Source organism: Vibrio sp. ER1A (genome assembly GCF_000733315.1).
Lineage (GTDB): Bacteria > Pseudomonadota > Gammaproteobacteria > Enterobacterales > Vibrionaceae > Vibrio > Vibrio mediterranei.
In genome coordinates, this window is sequence record NZ_JPJA01000094.1 from 362742 (window position 1) to 381071 (window position 18330).

Annotated in this window: 13 protein-coding genes and 1 pseudogene; 5 read left to right on the forward strand and 9 right to left on the reverse strand. The window is 43.6% G+C overall.

Translation table 11 applies throughout. The features are described 5' to 3' along the window. Positions 1 to 65: 65 nt before the first annotated feature. Complete coding sequence (locus tag HW45_RS24880; protein ID WP_038230597.1) at positions 66 to 1601, reverse strand: sensor domain-containing diguanylate cyclase; 1536 nt, start codon at positions 1599 to 1601, stop codon at positions 66 to 68. 333 nt (positions 1602 to 1934) lie between these two features. Between HW45_RS24880 and HW45_RS24885 the strand changes: the two genes are divergently transcribed. The 4 genes from HW45_RS24885 to HW45_RS29785 all read left to right on the forward strand — a co-directional run bounded on the left by HW45_RS24885 (position 1935) and on the right by HW45_RS29785 (position 7610). After that, positions 1935 to 2567 carry a DUF2760 domain-containing protein gene (locus tag HW45_RS24885; RefSeq protein ID WP_038230598.1) on the forward strand — a complete coding sequence of 211 codons (633 nt, stop codon included), beginning with the start codon at positions 1935 to 1937 and terminating at the stop codon, positions 2565 to 2567. Continuing rightward, positions 2567 to 4429 carry an Hsp70 family protein gene (locus tag HW45_RS24890; RefSeq protein ID WP_051868360.1) on the forward strand — a complete coding sequence of 621 codons (1863 nt, stop codon included), beginning with the start codon at positions 2567 to 2569 and terminating at the stop codon, positions 4427 to 4429. The genes HW45_RS24885 and HW45_RS24890 overlap by 1 nt, the downstream gene beginning before the upstream one ends. A gap of 85 nt (positions 4430 to 4514) precedes the next feature. Continuing rightward, the gene (locus HW45_RS24895) at positions 4515 to 7313 is read left to right on the forward strand and encodes an Hsp70 family protein (RefSeq protein ID WP_038230601.1); all 2799 of its coding nucleotides are present in this window, start codon (positions 4515 to 4517) and stop codon (positions 7311 to 7313) included. Positions 7314 to 7457: 144 nt separating this feature from the next. Then, positions 7458 to 7610, forward strand: a complete 153-nt coding sequence (locus tag HW45_RS29785; protein ID WP_200874600.1) for a hypothetical protein — start codon at positions 7458 to 7460, stop codon at positions 7608 to 7610. A 25-nt stretch (positions 7611 to 7635) separates the two neighbouring features. Here HW45_RS29785 and HW45_RS24905 read toward each other — a convergent pair whose 3' ends face one another. The 4 genes and pseudogenes from HW45_RS24905 to HW45_RS24920 form a co-directional block, all read right to left on the reverse strand. Continuing rightward, positions 7636 to 8901, reverse strand: a complete 1266-nt coding sequence (locus HW45_RS24905; protein WP_081875902.1) for a carbohydrate porin — start codon at positions 8899 to 8901, stop codon at positions 7636 to 7638. A gap of 11 nt (positions 8902 to 8912) precedes the next feature. Next, entirely contained in the window at positions 8913 to 9560 is a 648-nt protein-coding gene (locus tag HW45_RS24910) for a DUF3299 domain-containing protein (RefSeq protein ID WP_038230605.1), read from the reverse strand. Positions 9561 to 9610: 50 nt separating this feature from the next. Further along, positions 9611 to 10990: pseudogene (locus tag HW45_RS24915) on the reverse strand (amidohydrolase family protein). A gap of 202 nt (positions 10991 to 11192) precedes the next feature. Next, on the reverse strand, positions 11193 to 12143 hold the full coding sequence (locus tag HW45_RS24920) for a helix-turn-helix domain-containing protein (RefSeq protein ID WP_160171236.1): 951 nt from the start codon (positions 12141 to 12143) through the stop codon (positions 11193 to 11195). 147 nt (positions 12144 to 12290) lie between these two features. On the opposite strand from HW45_RS24920, the gene HW45_RS24925 reads away from it, so the two are divergent. Further along, positions 12291 to 13049 (forward strand): hypothetical protein, encoded by a 759-nt coding sequence (locus tag HW45_RS24925; RefSeq protein WP_051868363.1) that lies wholly within the window; start codon positions 12291 to 12293, stop codon positions 13047 to 13049. Between the two features lie 208 nt (positions 13050 to 13257). On the opposite strand, the gene HW45_RS24930 is transcribed toward HW45_RS24925, so the two are convergent. The 4 genes from HW45_RS24930 to HW45_RS24945 are packed head-to-tail and all read right to left on the reverse strand — an operon-like array spanning position 13258 to position 18278. Continuing rightward, positions 13258 to 15021, reverse strand: coding sequence for a phospholipase D family protein (locus HW45_RS24930; protein WP_038230607.1), 1764 nt, complete (start codon positions 15019 to 15021; stop codon positions 13258 to 13260). A 19-nt stretch (positions 15022 to 15040) separates the two neighbouring features. Next, positions 15041 to 16105, reverse strand: a complete 1065-nt coding sequence (locus tag HW45_RS24935; RefSeq protein WP_006071416.1) for an AI-2E family transporter — start codon at positions 16103 to 16105, stop codon at positions 15041 to 15043. Between the two features lie 9 nt (positions 16106 to 16114). Beyond that, positions 16115 to 17134: a DUF2955 domain-containing protein gene (locus tag HW45_RS24940; protein WP_038230608.1), complete on the reverse strand. Its 1020-nt coding sequence runs from the start codon at positions 17132 to 17134 to the stop codon at positions 16115 to 16117. After that, a complete protein-coding gene (locus HW45_RS24945; protein ID WP_038230610.1) occupies positions 17124 to 18278 on the reverse strand; it encodes an HlyD family secretion protein in 1155 nt (384 codons plus the stop codon). Before HW45_RS24945 ends, HW45_RS24940 begins: the two co-directional genes overlap by 11 nt. Positions 18279 to 18330 lie beyond the last annotated feature (52 nt).

The window sequence follows — 18330 nt, forward strand, 5'->3', positions numbered from 1 at the left end:
GAACCGTCGGATTGTAACGTATCAAACGTCAAACCTCGACAGTTCTCCATTCAATCGCTAAAAAATCAAGCAACCATTGCTCTATTTCTGCCTTTATCTTTACTTCTATACAATAAATCATCGGCACGGTTCATGAGTTTCTCCAAGGACTCTCCTCTAAATACGGAGGCACCTATACTCAATGTACAAACAAAGTTAGGATCGATGGTATCCCATTTCATAAAAGCAATATCTTCACACACTTCGTTTAAATAAATGTTGAGTAACTCTTCGTCAACACAACGACTTATCACAGCAAACTCATCGCCACCAAGCCTGAACAGCATATCATCGGGATACAGTTGATCTTTTATGTACGCAGCAACTTGCATCAAGATCTCATCACCAGAAACATGACCATATTTATCATTAATTTGCTTAAACTTATCAATATCAATAATGACTAAAGAAAATGGCTTATTGCATGAAATATGGTAATCCGCTAAGCGATTGAATGCGCGTCGATTGTACACTTCCGTTAAAGGGTCTCGCTCTACTAAGTACTGCAAGTCACGTGTTCTGCGACTGACTAACTTGGTCAATCTTCGTTGTTCACGAAGCATCAACTGAACCACGTAAGCCAATAGAATCGAAATAATAAAACCGCCTGAAGCGACACACAGGAGAATAAAACTGTCATTCTGAGAAATTTCTGAATCGTGTTTAAATTGAATGTTCCACTGTCGATCATAAAGATCCACAATGATGCTCTTTATATCCCCAGACAACGTTTGCCACGCTTCATTCTCGTACATAATGGGGTCATCCTCGGCATCAAACCCTAAATCGACAACTTGAATACCCACTTCTTTGCCTATGGAGGTTCGAGAAACAATCTGCTCGAAATATGCGGTTGTCCGAACGACTCCAATTACTACTCCACGTAATGAATTATCACCGACCTCGAATACTGGATGGTAAACAAGCATCCCTTGTTTTGGTAACGAACGATCAAACCCGTCCTGCAACAGACGAATCTTATCTGACAAACTCGGTTCTCCGGTTTCCAGTGTGCTACGAATCACTCGTCTAACACGCTCTCGGGAAGAGTAATATCCTAGCGCACGTAGGTTGGCTTCATTAACAGGATAGACATCACTCGCCACATAAATAGGTTCATCATTTTCAAGGATGTAACCATCTTGGCGAGGTTCGTCTTTAGGCACCGTATATATTTGGTAACTTGGAAAGTGTTGCTTGACTCGCTTTACGTGTGACTCTATCTGCTCAGGATAAACTTTCTTCATCCATTGCATAGCTATCAAACTTTTCGAATCTGCCAACAATGGTGCGACAAAAGTGGAGAAATTATCCCACGTTGGTGGTTGAGTTGCATGATAAAAACTTGCCCCAGCACCAATAAAGGCAACATCTAACATAACAAGTTCTTTTATATTCTCGGCTTGGTTTTGAGCTAAGAACTCAAAATTAGAATCGGAAAGCTGTTTTTGCCCTTTATATACAAGATGTGTAATGAAAATCGTCAATACTAATCCGAGAATTAGCACTAACACTGAGTACCGTTTGACTCCGCGGTCCTCTTTGCTTAAGCCTGTAACCATATATATTGTCCTAACTGGTTATAGTTTTATTAGTGTTACCAGTTTTTATATTTGTGATAAATATTATTAGCCATGTGATATAAGTATCGAAAATACAATACCTTACCTTTTACTGTTAAATCTTACACAGCTCTGACATGGACAAAAGTTACAGTGTTAAAAAAAACAGCGAAGATCACCTAAATTTGTAAAATCGTCATTATCTGCTGAATTCTTCGCCAAAAAACTCACTTTGTAATGACATTATTGCGAAACCATCGCGCTATGAGCCTTGATTATGCTAGACTTCGCCCCAAAATTAACAACTAATGACTGACACATAGAGAAACTCCTATGAACATCGATCTAAATGTTATCCCAACTACTTTCGACATGTTGCACGCAGGCCTAGCGGCTTCTAGCGTTTTGTTGCTTGCCATCGCGGTATCACGCAAAAGCAAAGTCGTTGAAAAAGTAGTCGAAAAACCAGTAGAGAAGATCGTCGAGGTTGAAAAGCCAGTAGAAAAAATCGTTGAAGTTGAGAAAGTCGTTGAAGTCGAAAAAGTCGTAGAAAAAGTTGTAGAAGTAGAATCTAAACTTGCGACTGCTTCTACCGATTCTGCAATGCAACTTCTGTCTTTGATGCAGCAAGAAGCTCGCATGGTCGATTTCCTGCAAGAAGACCTAACTTCATTCTCCGATGAAGAGGTAGGTGCAGCGGCCCGTGTTGTCCATTCTGGCGGGAAAAAAGTGATCAGCGAGTACTTTACTTTGTCTCCAATTCGCGTTGAAGACGAAGAAACTCGCGTAACAATCGAAGAAGGCTTTGATCCGCAATCTGTTCGCCTCACTGGCAACGTAACGGGTAATGCACCATTCTCAGGCACACTGATTCACAAAGGTTGGAAAGCCGACAAAGTGACTCTGCCTAAGTTGTCTGAAAACTACAACGCATCTGTCATCGCACCAGCAGAGGTAGAGCTATAATGGAGCTATCAACGCACGAACAGAATCAGCCATCGGCTCGTTACAGTGTCGGTATCGACTTAGGTACAACGCACTGTGTTATGTCGTTTCTTGATACGACAGATGAGTCCGCGCAAGTAGAAGTAGCTGCTATTCCACAGCTTACAGCGCCCGGTACTGTAGAATCTTTCAAACAGTTAGGTTCATTTCTATATCAACCTCATGAGCACGAGATGGGACAAGGCTCCCGCACTCTACCATGGACAAGTGAACCGAAAGCTCTGGTGGGTGCCGTTGCTCGAAACCTAGGTTCAAAAACACCTATTCGTCTCGTAGCGAGTGCTAAATCTTGGCTGTGTCACGGCGGTGTGAACCGACGTGAGAGCTTTCTTCCGCAAGGTAGTCCAGAAGATGTCACCAAAGTGTCTCCTCTTCGTGCGACTGAGCTGTATCTAGAACACTTGAAAGATGCATGGAATCACATGCACCCAGAGCATAAGCTCGAAGACCAAGACGTAACCATTACCGTTCCTGCTTCTTTTGATCCTGCTGCGCGCGACCTTACTGCAGAAGCTGCTCGTAACGTTGGATTAGCTCACCTAACTCTACTTGAAGAGCCTCAAGCAGCCTTATATAGCTGGATTGACAACAGCGACGATAAGTGGCGTGACGAAGTCAATGTTGGCGATGTTGTTTTAGTGGTCGATGTCGGTGGCGGTACCACAGACTTATCTTTGGTCGCAGTGACGGAACAAGATGGCAACCTGAACCTTGAACGTGTTGCCGTTGGTGAGCATATTCTGCTCGGTGGCGACAATATGGATCTTGCTTTAGCTTATCGCCTAAAGATGAAGCTAGCGCAAGATGGTAAAGAATTGCAACCATGGCAAGTTCAAGTAATGACTCATGCTTGCCGTGACGCTAAAGAAGCCTTACTAAATGACTCTGAGCTGCAAGCAGTGCCGATTGTTGTCCCTAGTCGTGGCTCTAAGTTACTAGGCGCAACGCTGAAAACTGAACTGACCCAGCAGGAAGTTCAACAAACTCTTGTAGACGGCTTCTTCCCACAAGTGGGCATTCAAGACCATCCGGTTCAACGTGCTCGCGGTGCATTAACGCAAATGGGCCTTCCTTACGCACAAGATGCGGCGATTACTCGCCATATTGCTGCATTCTTGAGCCGCCAAAGCAATGCAACAGATAACGCCTTTGCAGGTATTCCTGGCATGCAACCAGCACCTGAGTTCGTAAAGCCGACAGCCCTGCTCTTTAACGGCGGTGTACTTAAATCGAAACTACTCTCTGATCGTTTGTTCAACACCATTAACGCGTGGCTTGAGACTGCGGGCTCAGACAAGGCAACAATGCTTTCTGGCCTAGACTTAGATCTTGCCGTTGCAAGTGGTGCAGCTTATTACGGTAGCGTTCGACGTGGTCAAGGTGTTCGAATTCGCGGCGGTATTGCCTCGAGTTATTACATCGGCATTGAAAGTGCGATGCCTGCGATTCCGGGAATGGCTCCTCCAATGGAAGCCCTTTGTGTTGCACCGTTCGGTATGGAAGAAGGCAGTAGTGTTCAAGTCCCAAGTCAAGAATTTGGACTTGTCATTGGTCAACCTGTTCATTTCCAATTCTTCGGTTCAACAACCCGCCGTGATGATGAGGCAGGAGTTCATCTTGACTTTTGGCAACCAGAAGAGCTTGAAGAACTGCCAGAAATTCAAGTTACCTTGCCAGTGTCAGAAGGCCGCAGCGTTGGCGAAGTGGTTCCTGTGACACTATCATCGCGCGTTACTGAACTTGGCACACTATATCTGGAAGCCATCGCTTCGGATAATGGTCAAAAATGGCACGTTGAATTTGACGTCCGCGAAGACGCATAACAATAATTAAATGACAAAACGGCACATTAGGTGCCGTTTTTTATCGCTAATCCCAGTCTTTATTAAGACCTAACTGGAGCATGTCATGGCATCCTCACAATATCTGGTCGGTATCGATTTAGGTACAACCAATACGGTTGTCGCATTCTGTGAAATTCAAGACGACCTCTCTAACTCTCCGGTCGAATTGTTTGAAATCGACCAACTCGTTGGCCCGGGCGAAGTAGTGCGTAAACCACTACTACCCTCTTTCCGTTATCATCCAGCAGCTCAGCAAGTGTCCGAAGCGGACCTCACTCTCCCATGGGAAAATCAATCGGTCGATGGTGATCTGAAAAATATCATCATTGGTGAATGGGCGAGAGAGTTGGGTGCAAAAGTTGAAGGCCGACAGGTCTCAAGTGCTAAGAGTTGGCTATCGCACACTGCAGTTGATCGTGAAGACGACATTCTACCGTGGGCCGGCGCGCAAGATGTCGAAAAAGTGTCGCCAGTCATCGCCAGCGCAAGCTATCTCAACCATATTCGTCAGGCATGGAACCACCGCCATCACTACAACAAACTTGAAGATCAAGATGTAGTCATTACGGTTCCAGCTTCCTTTGATGAAACCGCAAGGAAGCTCACCCTACAAGCCGCAAAATTGGCAGGACTACCAAAAGTCCACCTGTTAGAAGAGCCACAAGCCGTTTGTTATGACTGGTATGCGAGACACAAAGATACCGCAGCACAAGAGTTGGCCCAAGTACCGCTTATTCTGGTATGTGATGTTGGCGGTGGTACTACTGACTTAAGTTTGATTGAAGCTAAACACGACAATGACGAACTAACACTGAATCGAATCGGTGTCGGCGAACACCTTATGTTAGGTGGTGATAATCTTGATCTGGCACTTGCACATATGGCTGAGCAGCGCTTTAACGAGGCTAAAAAGCTTAACGCGGCTAGTCTTACCAAGCTGATTCAGCAAACTCGCAAGGCAAAAGAGGCGTTGCTGTCTGAAAATGCTCCAAATGACATGAAAATCACTATGTTGGGTAGTGGTTCTCGTTTAATCGGTGGCACCAAAAGCATCGCTCTTACCAAACAAGAAGTGCATCAAATAGCTTTAGAAGGCTTCTTTCCGACCACGAAGTTTGGTGAGCTACCTGACAAGAAACGAAGCGCTGTCGTTGAATTTGGACTGCCTTACGTTTCCGACCCTGCGGTAAGTAAGCATGTCTCCGAGTTCTTGCATTTGCACCAAGAGGTTGCGAAAGACGCCTTAGGCGATCAAAGTGACCCAGCGATTCCTGTTGGCCTGCTACTCAATGGTGGTGTTTTCAACAGCGACTTGGTCACACGTCGCGTGGTCGATATCGTTGAAAATTGGAAAGGTTCTGCTGTTTCTTTACTCTCTAACCCACATCCAGATTGGTCTGTTGCGCTTGGTGCTGTCGCTTTTGCAAAAGCACGTCGTGGTGCACAGCTTAAAATTGGTGGTGGTAGTGCCCGTTCCTACTTCCTACACCTACAAGAAAAGAACAAACTTGGCCAAGCTTTATGTTTATTGTCCAAAGGTACAGATGAAGGGCAAGAAATTCGTCTGACTGGTCGTCGATTTGCGCTAACTCTGGGTGAACCTGTTCGATTTAACCTTCTTACTTCAACCCATGATTACTTTGGCGAACATCAAAAAGTACAGAACGGGTTAATGGTTCAAATCGACCCCGATCAGTTCGCACCGTTGCCTCCATACATCAATACGTTACAGGGTAATGATTCTCAGCTTGCTGCCAATCAAAAAGAACGAGTTGAAGTTCAGCTCGCTTGCCAATTAACCGAGGTTGGTACGCTTAAGATTGAATGTGTAAGCACTGAGGATGATGCTCAGCGATGGGCGCTTGAATTTGAAGTTCGAAATCAGCAGGCACAAGAAGAAACGGTCACCGCTCATCCTGGGCTGGAGCCAAGCAAAGATTTGATTTCTCGTTTGTATAGTGGCAACAAAAACAGCGCTGACAGCAAAGAAATCAAGCTGCTCTCCAAAACACTTGAGAAAAACCTTGGTAAGAAAGATGACTGGGATTTCTATACCTTACGTTCTCTAGTTGACAGTTTTTCACTGGGTCGCAAACGTCGTCGTCGTTCTGAACAACACGAAAAGAATTGGCTTCGCTTAACAGGCTTTTGTATGCGCCCTGGTTTTGGTGATGCGACTGACTCATGGCGTATGGAGCAAATCTGGGGGTTGTACCAACAAGGTATTCAGTTCCAGAATGCACAAGGTTGGAGTGATTGGTGGACTTTCTGGCGTCGTGTCTCAGGCGGTCTAAATGAAGAACAGCAGGAAGTAATATTAGGAGGGATCGCCAAATACTTACATCCTGGTGCGATGAAGAATGCCAAAACATTCCAAGGAGCCAAGGATAAAGGCTATGAGGCCATGGTTCGTTTATCGGCAAGCTTAGAGAACTTGTACGTTGATGACAAAGTTCTGTTAGCTACTTGGTATCTCAGCAAGGCCCTCAACCAGTCTCAGTTCGAACAAGCACACTGGTGGGCATTAGGTAGACTTGCCTCTCGTACACCACTCTACGGCAGCCAACATAACGTGATATCGCGGGAACAAATTGAACAATGGCTACCAAAACTTCTTGAGCAAGACTGGCTAAAAGAACCAATGATAGGCTTTGCCTGTGTGCTGATGTGCCGTAAAACCGGAGACCGCTCTCTAGATATTTCTGATGACTATCGGGCACAGGTGCTAGATAAGCTGAAAGCGTCGAAAGCATCTTCTAGTTGGCATGAATTGGTTTCCGAGGTCAAAACACTGTCGGAATCTGATTCTAAAAAGTTATTTGGTGATGCCCTACCGGTTGGCCTGCGACTTATCAATCAATAAAGCAGCGACACAGTTTGCTATGGTTTGGAACACTTTGGCACAAATAGGTAAGTAATATCGGCTATTCCAAGCTAATTTTCGTTAAGGCGTATACATTGCGCCTTAACGATGATTATCACTCCTAATAATAGCGGAAACCTAGTAATGAAAAATCGAGTCATTGAATATCAGCCATTAGGCATCGGGGCTTGGGTAAGAATTGAAGTCACAGTTGAAGCCGCCGATGTTCTTGCTAAAGAATACACAGGTTACGGATGGCCAGTCAGAGTGTATAGCTACATCTACGATGGAAATTAAAAAAGAGCTCATATGAGTTCTTTTTTTAGATAGCAACTCGTAACCTTAGGCCGATAATCCAAGTACTATCTTTATCAGAAAACGCAGGGTTCTTTATATACTGTAAGTCGGGTGTGACTTGAATATAGTCATTCACAGCCCAGTTATAATATAGCTCTGAGGTAATTTGATTGTCTAAACCACTCCCAAACGCTTCATTGACTTCACTCCAGTTTACGGCGAAACCCAAATTACTCATTGCATTACCCAAACCAAAGTAGCCGATACCTGCGCTGATAGAAGTATCATACAAGGCTACATCTCCGCTTGAGAACCCTCCTCGAATAAATGGCATCAACTGCGCTGTCGCAAAATAGCTCGCTGAAAAGTTGATACCACGGCCGTTTTGATCGCTATAGGTTGTACTACCATCTGGCAAGGTAATAGTTGACAAGTTATGCCTTGTACCACCATCAATATTCCATGCTGTGACATGTACGTTATCGGTATAAATTTGCTCTTGAGAAGCGGTCCAACCAAACTCTAACGTTGTAAAAAGTTTACTGTCGTCAAAGAAAGAATTAAATGGATCACTAGAGTCACCGTTAGCATCGGCTACCCCACCAATCAGATAAAAATTGTCATTCAACATATGACCTATAGCTAATCCAAGCACACCATCGTCTGGCAAGCCAATTGCACCTCCTCCTGTGCTAAAGGCCAGATTGGTGAATCCCGTCCAAGGGCTCGCAAGCGCATAAGTATCGACATAGTCGGTGGTATCTAAATATCCGAGCATGAGTGACGTTCTACCCTGGTTTAACTTTTGTTTCCAATACAAGTTAGTGAGACGACTGCCTTGGTCAGAATACGCAGGCCCTATCATACCGACATAGCCGATACCATCAGGTAGACTGGGAGTAACATTGCCGATAAACGAAAACTCTTTAGGTGAAAGATCGGTATACTTATGTCTGTGCTCCACTTTCCACACCAGTCCACCAACATTACCCGAATCTAGGCCAACTAAATTCCAACTCCCATAGAAACGAAACACACCCGCGGCGGCGTTATTCTCACCTCCTGTTACGGTGTCCGAAGCACGAAGCCCCAGTGATTGATAGTCTAAGCCAAACGTAAGATTCTGATTTTGCTCTAACGATTCTCTCCAGTTCAATTTTGGGGTTGGCTTTGTCTTGAGAGTGTTATCGACCGAGTCCGGACTGCCAAAATCGGCACCAATGGCGATTTTGGGGACAAGCGACGCAAAGATCGCAGCTAAAGCAACACTTGATAGAAGGGTTTTAGTCATCATGCGTCTCACTATAACGTTTCTGATTGGTAATAATCTTCAATGTTAGTGGCTTCCATACTGTAGCCCATTGTCACTGAGGTATTACCATCAACAAGAAAAACATCCTCTGTCTGTTTGTCACTGGTGAAAATACCCTCAACCCACACTGGATATTGAACATTTTTAATTTCAAACCCTTCTGGGTAGCGTATTCGCACTATTTGATTTGCTGGCGGTGGTGGCAAATGGATACATGCACCCGCAACTGGCACCAACAGAAAGTCAGTACTTTTCTCTCCTGTCATTTCTAGCGGCACGATAAAGCCAGCCATTCGAATATGTTGTTTATCAAAGCGATCCGTCGTGGTTTCCGAGCGAGCTTGCATCTGAGCCATATAAGTCGCTCTTTTATCGAGTAGATCACGAGCATCGACACCTTCACTACCCAACTCAACAATGAGTTCATTAGCAAGTTTTTGATTCGCCTCGTTAGGCACAGAGTCTAATAACAGAATCGTTTGTAAAGATTCTCGCTGAGCTTCGGTTATATCCGGTAAGACTACAATTTCTTCCTTCATTTGAGGTTTTAAATCTGTCCAATCTAAGACCGAGATTTGGTCCGCAGCCACGGAAAACGAAAACAGAACAACAATCAGGCTAGAACACCAATTCAACATGTACATTACTCTTAATTAGTAGGGCTCAGTTTCTGAGCCCCATTGAATGGCTATAGTGTGTTCTTGTAAACAACACCGTCTTTCATGATCACTTTAATTGTGTCTAAGTCTGCCTATCGGGGCTCAGCATCAAACCATTTCTCATTGGCACCGATTACTGATAAGTCCTCGAGTGGATTACCGTCTACTAAGATAAGATCGGCGTACGCACCTTCTTCAACCACGCCTAACTTACCTTCAGGATAAGGGTCCATGACCCCAGATAGTTTGACAATTTCGCCATTCACTGACGTCAAGCCTTTGAGTGTGAAGAAGTTACCAAGCTCTTTACCAGCAAGGAATATGGTATGGTCGGTTTGCTTAATGCAAGCGGTTACATCACCAACACAGTCCGTGTGAAAACCCCATTTAGGTTGATACTTGTTGACATTTTCAATGTACTTGGAGAATGCCTTCGTTGCTGATTCTGCTTTTCGTTTCGACGCCGGATTAGAGTTGATCGCTTCGATTTGAGTCAAATAGGGAGAAAAAGCCGTCATATTGGTTGTGATATACGCTCCCTTCTCTTTCATCTTTTTAGCAATATCACCGTCAAACATAAAACCGTGTTCAATGGTTTTTACGCCCGCATCAAGGTTGCGTAAAATTGCTTTTTTACTGTATGCGTGAGACATAACGTAAGAGCCATAGGCCTCGGCAATTTCTACCGCTGCCGAAATTTCTTCTGGCGACATCGCATTTAGCTGCCAAGGGTCAAAAGATGAAGCGACACCGCCGGAAGACATGATCTTAATTTGCGTGTTGCCTTGTTTGAAATTCTGACGTGCAGCGGCCTTTATGTCGGTAATACCATCGGCATTAAAGCTGACGCTGTTTCTCGCCATACTCGTCGTAGAACCGAAAAAATGTTGATTGGCTGTTGTGAGATTACTAAAGTCTGCGTGAGAACCTGTAGGACCAATGAAAGCGCCAGAGGTATAAAGTCTAGGTCCCTCCAGCATCCCTGAGTCTATCGTTTTTCGTAAGCCGGTATTCAATCCGCCAGCATCACGCCAAGTGGTGAAGCCTGAACGAAACGCCGCTCGAGCGTTAACCGTAGAACGCGCGGCTAATTCTTCTATCGTGCGATTATTCTCGTGGTCACTCAAGTTACCGCCGTTTAATAGCAGATGGCCATGCCCTTCAATCAGACCCGGCATTAATGTCATATCACTCCCATCAATGACTTGCGCATCGGAGACTTCAACTACATCTTTCGATACCGCTTTGATTAAGTTGTCTTCCACTAATACGTAGTGGTTTTCATACAGTTTGTTGTCTGTGCCATTAAAAACATTAACGTTCTTAAACAAAATTGTGTCTGCTTGTGCTGAGAGCGCACAGGCACAAGAAGCTGCGAGAAGAGACAGTTTGCCGCCGATCGATTTCATTATTTCACCTTTAGTCCGTGCCAAGTGGAATCCACTTCGCGTAACATTCCGAATCATTGATATGAATTTGCTGCTACGAGGCTAATTGTTTTTATGTAACACGCTGAGTTCACAAACAATTAACATCTAAACCTTAGGTGATAATTTATACATTTGCGAACCTAACGTATTGCCATTTGGCGACAAAACTTAAAGGTAGCTTTTACGTAGGGAGATTTGACCTATATTGCGAGGGAGTGATACCAACGTATCGCTTAAATGCTCGCGTGAAATGCGCGGAATCAGAGTAACCAAATTGTTGAGCAACTGTCGCAATAGTAGATGAAGACATAAGCTCAGTTTTAATGAGTTCAAACAAGATCTGTTCACTAAATTCCTTGTAATTGGTTTCCTCCTCTTTAAGTCGGCGTTGAATCGTTCTTGAGTGGATATTAATAACCTCAGAAGCTACATCTAGAGGTAACTTTCCAGCGGTAAAGTAGGGTTTAAGCGCGAGTTTTAAACTCTGAGTAAACCGTTCCAACTTTGGTAACGGTTCGCTGGGTACAGATTTTTGAACGTTAAACTTGGTCATCTGCATCATTACGCTGTCAGGTATTTTAATTGCAGTCACAGGGCGTTCGTTATAGAGCACCACATTCTGAAGTTGCGGTAGCAATTTAAACGCCTCAACGGAAGATGACTGAACACCAATTTCTTTCGGATGATACTGTCCTGCTGTTAACTGATGGACTAACTGTGTCATAAACGTCACAGAAAATATCTCTGCATATTGGAACCAAACTTCATCTGCACCCGTTTTCTCCCTTACAAACCACCACGCTCCACCAGCCCTTTTTATGTAGACTTTGGTATTGGACGATTCCATTTCTAGCAGTTGACCAAATCTTCTAAGCGCCTCATGAACCGTCGTATTAACGGGTAATTTACTCAGATAATACGGAACATATTCAAGTGAGACCATTTCCCATACCCTAATCCCAAATTGATCGCTAGATAATCGCTTTCCGAGATGACATAACAGGTTTTTCAACGTTGATTCTGGTAAATAAGAATAGTTAGGTTGTTGAACAATTGTATTGGGAATACGCGCTTCTCTTAATAAAGGAAGTAGATCAACATCCATCCCCTTGAAGAGGTCAATAAAAAACATGACGTGTTCTGTTCGAATTATGTGGACTTGCTCTTCTTTTCTAGGTCTGGCCATCATCTAGTACACAAGTAATTAGGTGGTATAGGACTAATATAGTCTATCCTAGATGGTAACCATCTGAATAAATTAGTATTTAAAGGAATAGATATGAAGTCGGTTAGTTTAGCTGCTTTAACTAGCATGACGGTGCTTTCCCCTTGCCTCGCTCAGTCAAGTCTGTCCGAGGAATGGGAATATTTATTGGTGTTCCCAATGATATGGACACCAAGCATCACCGGTACCTCAGGAAATTCAGGTGGTATCGTGGATATTGACATTCCTTTTGATAATATTGTTAGTAACTTAAATTTCGGTCTCATGGGCGATTTCTATGCTCAGAAAGGTAAATGGCTATTGGGTGTTCGCGCTAACTATTTGCATATCAAAAGCTCCAATTCATCGACTTACAAACCGAAACTGCCGTTTCTTCCGGATATCACAACCACTATCGATCTAGATGCCACTATGTCTTTAAATGACCTCTTCGCTGGTTATGAAGTCACCCATGGCTTAGTGATGCTTACGGGGGTTAGACATACTTACAGTAAGTTCAATATTGACATAGGTGTTAACGAATACGACGCCCCATCGATCAATTCATCAGGGCACCAATTCGACTGGTTGGTGGGGTTAAAATATGCCCACTGGTTTAATCAGGACTGGGGATTGAGTCTTACTGTAGATACTAGTATTGCTGGCGACAATGATGTGAATAGAGGGCTCAATCTCGCTGGAATGTATCGATTAAGTAATCTAAACAACATTTGGTTCGGTTATCGCTACTTAAATATTCAAAATGACTCGGGCACTACACAGATAGATGTCACCCAGCAGGGCCCGATGATAGGTTGGGCGTTCAGTTTTTAGAATTGAGCAGTCTACAACCTATTTAACATTCTTAGCCTTGTTTGAAGATGAGCAGCCAAGTCGATATGCAACCACAACTCTTCAATATCTTGAACTCTAAAATGTACGATCATTAACGACTCCTATAGTTTGATTGACAATCAAACATACCGCACGAAAATGATCGACATTTGCCAGATTACGCCATCAATAGCGAATAACTCCCTGCCTAGAATTGATACTTGAGTCCCGTAGATTCGAGAATGTTATATATTTCTCGCTGGCTTTCAGATGTTTTGCCTTTCATACCCCCAACCGCCCTAAGCTGCTTCCGCATCTCTAACCACTCCTCACTACCCCAAAGCAATGAGTCTTGCTTAAGTAGTTCAAATTGTTGGTTGAGATCACTGATTATTTGCTCTCCCGATAAGAAAAACCCCACTTCATTGTTGTAAAGCAACGAACGAAAATCGAGATTGGTCGTGCCTACAAACGCTGTTTCATCAATAATCAGAAATTTCGCATGAAGTTTGCCATAGTATTGTGTTCCACCGAGTAATACCGAGTCGGGTTTACCTAATTGGTAGAACTTGATTCTTGGATGGTTAACCGCCTTCTTCCAAGCTGATGATTGAAGGAACTTTTCGTTGAGCTCGTTATTATCAAGGTCATCGTCTAACCAAGTTTGCTTGAGGGTTTCATCTTGCATAATGAGTGAAGGTACCGTGTGCATGTCGATCACGGCTTGAGTGAAGAAGTTATCACTAGTAAGTACTGAGTTAGTAATAACCTCAATACTTCGCTCTGGATCTTGTTCCAACCAACTTAACGCGATGTTTAGATCTCTATCGATTACGCCTTCATCTTTTAGTAAATCCGACTGAAGAAACAGGTATGGTGACACTACTCTTATTTTTTTAAGCTCAGTATTGGTATAGGCAGTTTTTGCCAAAATGCCGCTGATTGAATTGGCATTAGCACTTTTATTATGGCTATAACGCGTCACAACATCGTCCGCATTTAGATTGTCCAATTCGTGCGCAAATTTGGTATCTCCAGTACGATAATCTATATCTAGATACTGAGCTATACCAATGTATGCTTGATTAAACTCTGGGTTTGCTTTCAACTTCTGATAAGACGTTAACAATAAAGACTTGTCTCGATTGTAACTTGACCATGTATCAAGCTTTTTGTTGCCAGGTTTAGTAAACAGGACCGTAAAATAATACTCACTTAGTCGAGATGGCGACTGCTCAGGTTTCGATTCAAGTAAAGGACGGATTATGACTTCAATATCACGAAACGCTGAGTAGTCCTTACTTCCATTACTATCGATCCCGTAATAATGAAGCGACATATTCCGCCCACCCGTAATCACATAAGCATTTTGATTATAGAAACCGTCCACAATAAATAGCTTGTCGTGAGAGCGATGGTTCCATCTGGAATCACCATCTGTTAGTGCATTGAAGACAACCGCCTGTACGCGTGCTTTCTGAGTTGTAATCTGTCCTTCTCTATCACGAATATAGCCCGCGTTTTTTTCACACTGCATAAGGCCTTTTAAGTTCCCATTGTTAAGACTGTACGAACCCAAGCTATCTACCATAATGCGGATATCAACACCGCGTTGCACGGCCTCACACAAAGCTCCTAATGTGGCTTTACCTGCTAAATCGTCAGAGAAAATATAGTATGTAAGATCAATGGTGTGTTTCGCGTTTTCAATCAAGTAGATCTTCGCGGCTAGACTCTTTATCGCGTCCGCCTGCTGTGAGCCAATCACTTTAACAAGAGCTGGTTGAACTGGTAGTCGATTCTCAGACGAGAGTTTAAGATAATCTTTCTCTAAATCTTCAGCGTCGCGCCAACGACGCTGCTCCATTAGCTGTGATGTCCACTCATCGTCAGAAGAACTCGGAGAGTGAGCATTAGAAGCACACCCGCCCAAAACTAACGATAAAACGAAGATAGAAATCCCTTTCCACATTGAGCCAATTCTCCTTGTATTAATCTTTGGCTTTTTCTGGCTCTTCTAGCCAAGATACGAACAGTTGATAACTCAAACTTAATACAACGGCACCAACAAACAGGCCGACTATTCCTGACATAGCCATTCCACCTAACGCACCCAATAATAAAACCAACATGGGAATATCTGATCCTCGACTTAGTAACATAGGCTTAAGAACCGCGTCGCTACCGCTGACGATGACACACCATACTAAAAACAGTACTGCTGCTGTGGTCGACTGGGTACCGAACACATAAGCAATCACCGGAATAAGCGCCAGTATTGGCGGTAACTGGATAATAGCCATTAACAAGACCGCTAGTGCCCAAAGCCCTATCGCAGGCACATCAACGAACGCCATACCGACTGCGGCCATGATCGATTGAATAACCGCAACACCCAACACGCCTTGTACGACGCTACGAACTGTTGATTTGGATAGATTGACTAGCTCCGCACCTTTGCCGTTAGTCAGTCGATTAGCCACTTTGTTGAACGCTTTTTGGCAGTTCTCAGCATTCGCCATAAACACGCCAGCAATGATGGTCGAAACGATAAATTGTAGTAGCCCACCCGCAAAGGACCCCACAGCGCCAGCTAATGTTGTTGCTAGCGATTTTATCTGCTCACTATATTTAGCCATCGCTCCTTCTAAGTTAGTCGAAGCATGATACATAGCGGCATATATCTTTTCACCAACTACAGGCAATTCTTTGACGGCTTGAGTCGGCCTTGGTACTTGAAGTGTTCCGTCCTGTAGCTGCGAATACACTTCTGTGCCTCCCGTATATAAACCACTAGATAACCAAACGAGTGGAATAAGTAGTAGCAGAACGCCAATCAACGAAAGCAACCCACTTGCTTTACCTTTGGAAATACGGCATTTAGCGTGTAACCATAACGCCACTGGATAGAGTGCGACGGCGATAATACCGCCCCAAACGACGAGCATCATGAAAGGTCTAAGAATGGAAAAACACCAATAGACCAAAATGGAAATGGTCGCGATTTTGATAAAAGTATCGATCGCATTTTTATTGAAGGAACTGTCAAAATTCATAACGTTTACCTAAATAGATTTCATCATCTGTCCATTGAACTGCAGGACCTTCCATTGCCTCGTTTCAATAAAGAAAGCAGCAATCATCATATATAAAGCGACCAAACCAAGAAGTCCGAGCCTTATCCACATTTTTTCGTCAATCACACCAGAGCTCATTAACGTCGTGCCTATCAACACCAAAGCGGTATTGAATGCCGTCGCGTACACTGGTGCCTTTGTAGGCTCTGAGTACATTTTGCTACCGATAACAATTGCTAGAAGACTGATAAAGACAGTGTAAAAAACAATATTAGGAACTAGGGCTAATACACCAAACACTAGAATGGCAATCACACCACCAATACCATTGCTAATTAGCAAAAACAGACTTAGCTTGATGGACTTTTCGCCTGTTATCATTAACGATAACAAAGCAATAAATATCATCGAAAGTAGCGCTTCAGAGATCTGGAAAATGAAGAAGAAACAGACAACAGGGAAAGCGACAATCATCGCTTTCAACGTGGAATGCCAGCGGAATTCCGAAGTAAATGGAACCGTTTGATAGCCCTGATGCGTTTCTTCTCTCTCCGGCATATAAATGTGCATTATTGCGAATATTGCGACTGCAATAGCACCAGATAAACTTAAACCCAACGCCAAAAATATAGCAATTGGTGGACTATCAATTGCCATAAAAGGCAACATCAATGTCGACATTAACAATATGGTTGCGAACAAATTCCATTTCGGGTCGAGAAACAGGTAATACCCCAACATCATCAACATTCCTACCCCTATTAATAGAGGAACCGGATATTGAGCAAGACCTAAGCTTAAGCTAACACCAATTACAACGGTTACGATCATCGCAAGAAGAAGTTCATAGACGATGTCTTTGTGTAATACCTTCTTTTCAAACAGGAACTTAGCGGTGAAAATCGGTGTTACAAACGCCAATGGCCAATCTATCCAAGCAGCAAGAAACGTAGCAATACCGACACCAAGCGTAAATCTGAGTACGCGATTTTGTGTGTTATCGGACATAAGACATCCAACTAACGATTCGAATCCAAGCCTTGCCTAACATGTTGAAGATAGTGTTGTTATCGGTGTATACCACGACATCCGCTTGACCACCTATTCGCAGCAACCCTGTCGTATCAGCCGTATCGAATTCAATCGTAACCGGAAGCATTTGAGTTTGTCTTAACCAGCCGGTTTGATTATTGGCTTGAGCCAGTTTGCCAGCTTGGTTGGACTGCCCCCAATCCACGCCCCAATCAACACTTGATACTTTGCCTGTGATGACCTTTCCTGGAGCAAAGTCGAGTGCTATTTCAACCTCATTACCTGGTTGAATATTACCTAAACTGTTCTCTCTAAAGTAAGCCTCAATCCAAATGCTATCTGTTGACACAAACGTCATTATGGGTTGGCCAGCGCTCGCATAAAATCCTTCGGACAAACTGAAGTTTGAGACGCCACCATTGGTTGGAGCTCTAACTATGGTACGTTCTAAGTCCAGTTGAGCCTTCTCTAGTGCAAGTAAAGCTGCTTTAATCTGGCTATTTTCTTCACCTTCTGCGCCAAGCTGTTTATTGGCTTTGTCCAAATCTGCCTGTGCATTTTGAACATTGGCGCGTGCCCTCGCCAAATTCGCTCTTGCTTTATCAGCCTCAGAAGCGGAAATCACCCCTTTTTCTGCCATAGTAAGTACACGACGAGTTTGCAGTTCAACGTTATCTCGTTCGACGATACTGCTGGTCAAACGAGCCTGTGCAGAGGCGATCGTCGCTGTTTGAGCTCCAACATTTTGTCCAGCAATTTCCAAATCCTGTTCTGCTTTTTGAACAGCTATCTCATAGTCCACCGGATTAAGAGCAATCAATGTATCGCCCTCTGACACTAACTGATTAGGCTTTACCTGAATATCGATCACTTGCCCAGAAACCTGAGGTTTGATCGGCACGACATAGCCTTTGACGCGCGCATTGTCTGTAGAGGGAATGATTCGATCTGAAATAATACTGATAGCGAGACTAGCTACAATAAAGACAACAAGAGCATTGGTAACTTTCTTCACTTTGTTCTGTTTCGCTTGCTCTGCGTTTTGTTCAGCTTGTTCAATTTGAGAATCTTTGTTCTGTTTCTCTACTGGCTGACTTTTTGATTCTGGTTTATCGCTCATTACTCATCCCTTGTTAACAACTTAATAACCAATCCTATCTAGGTATAGACTA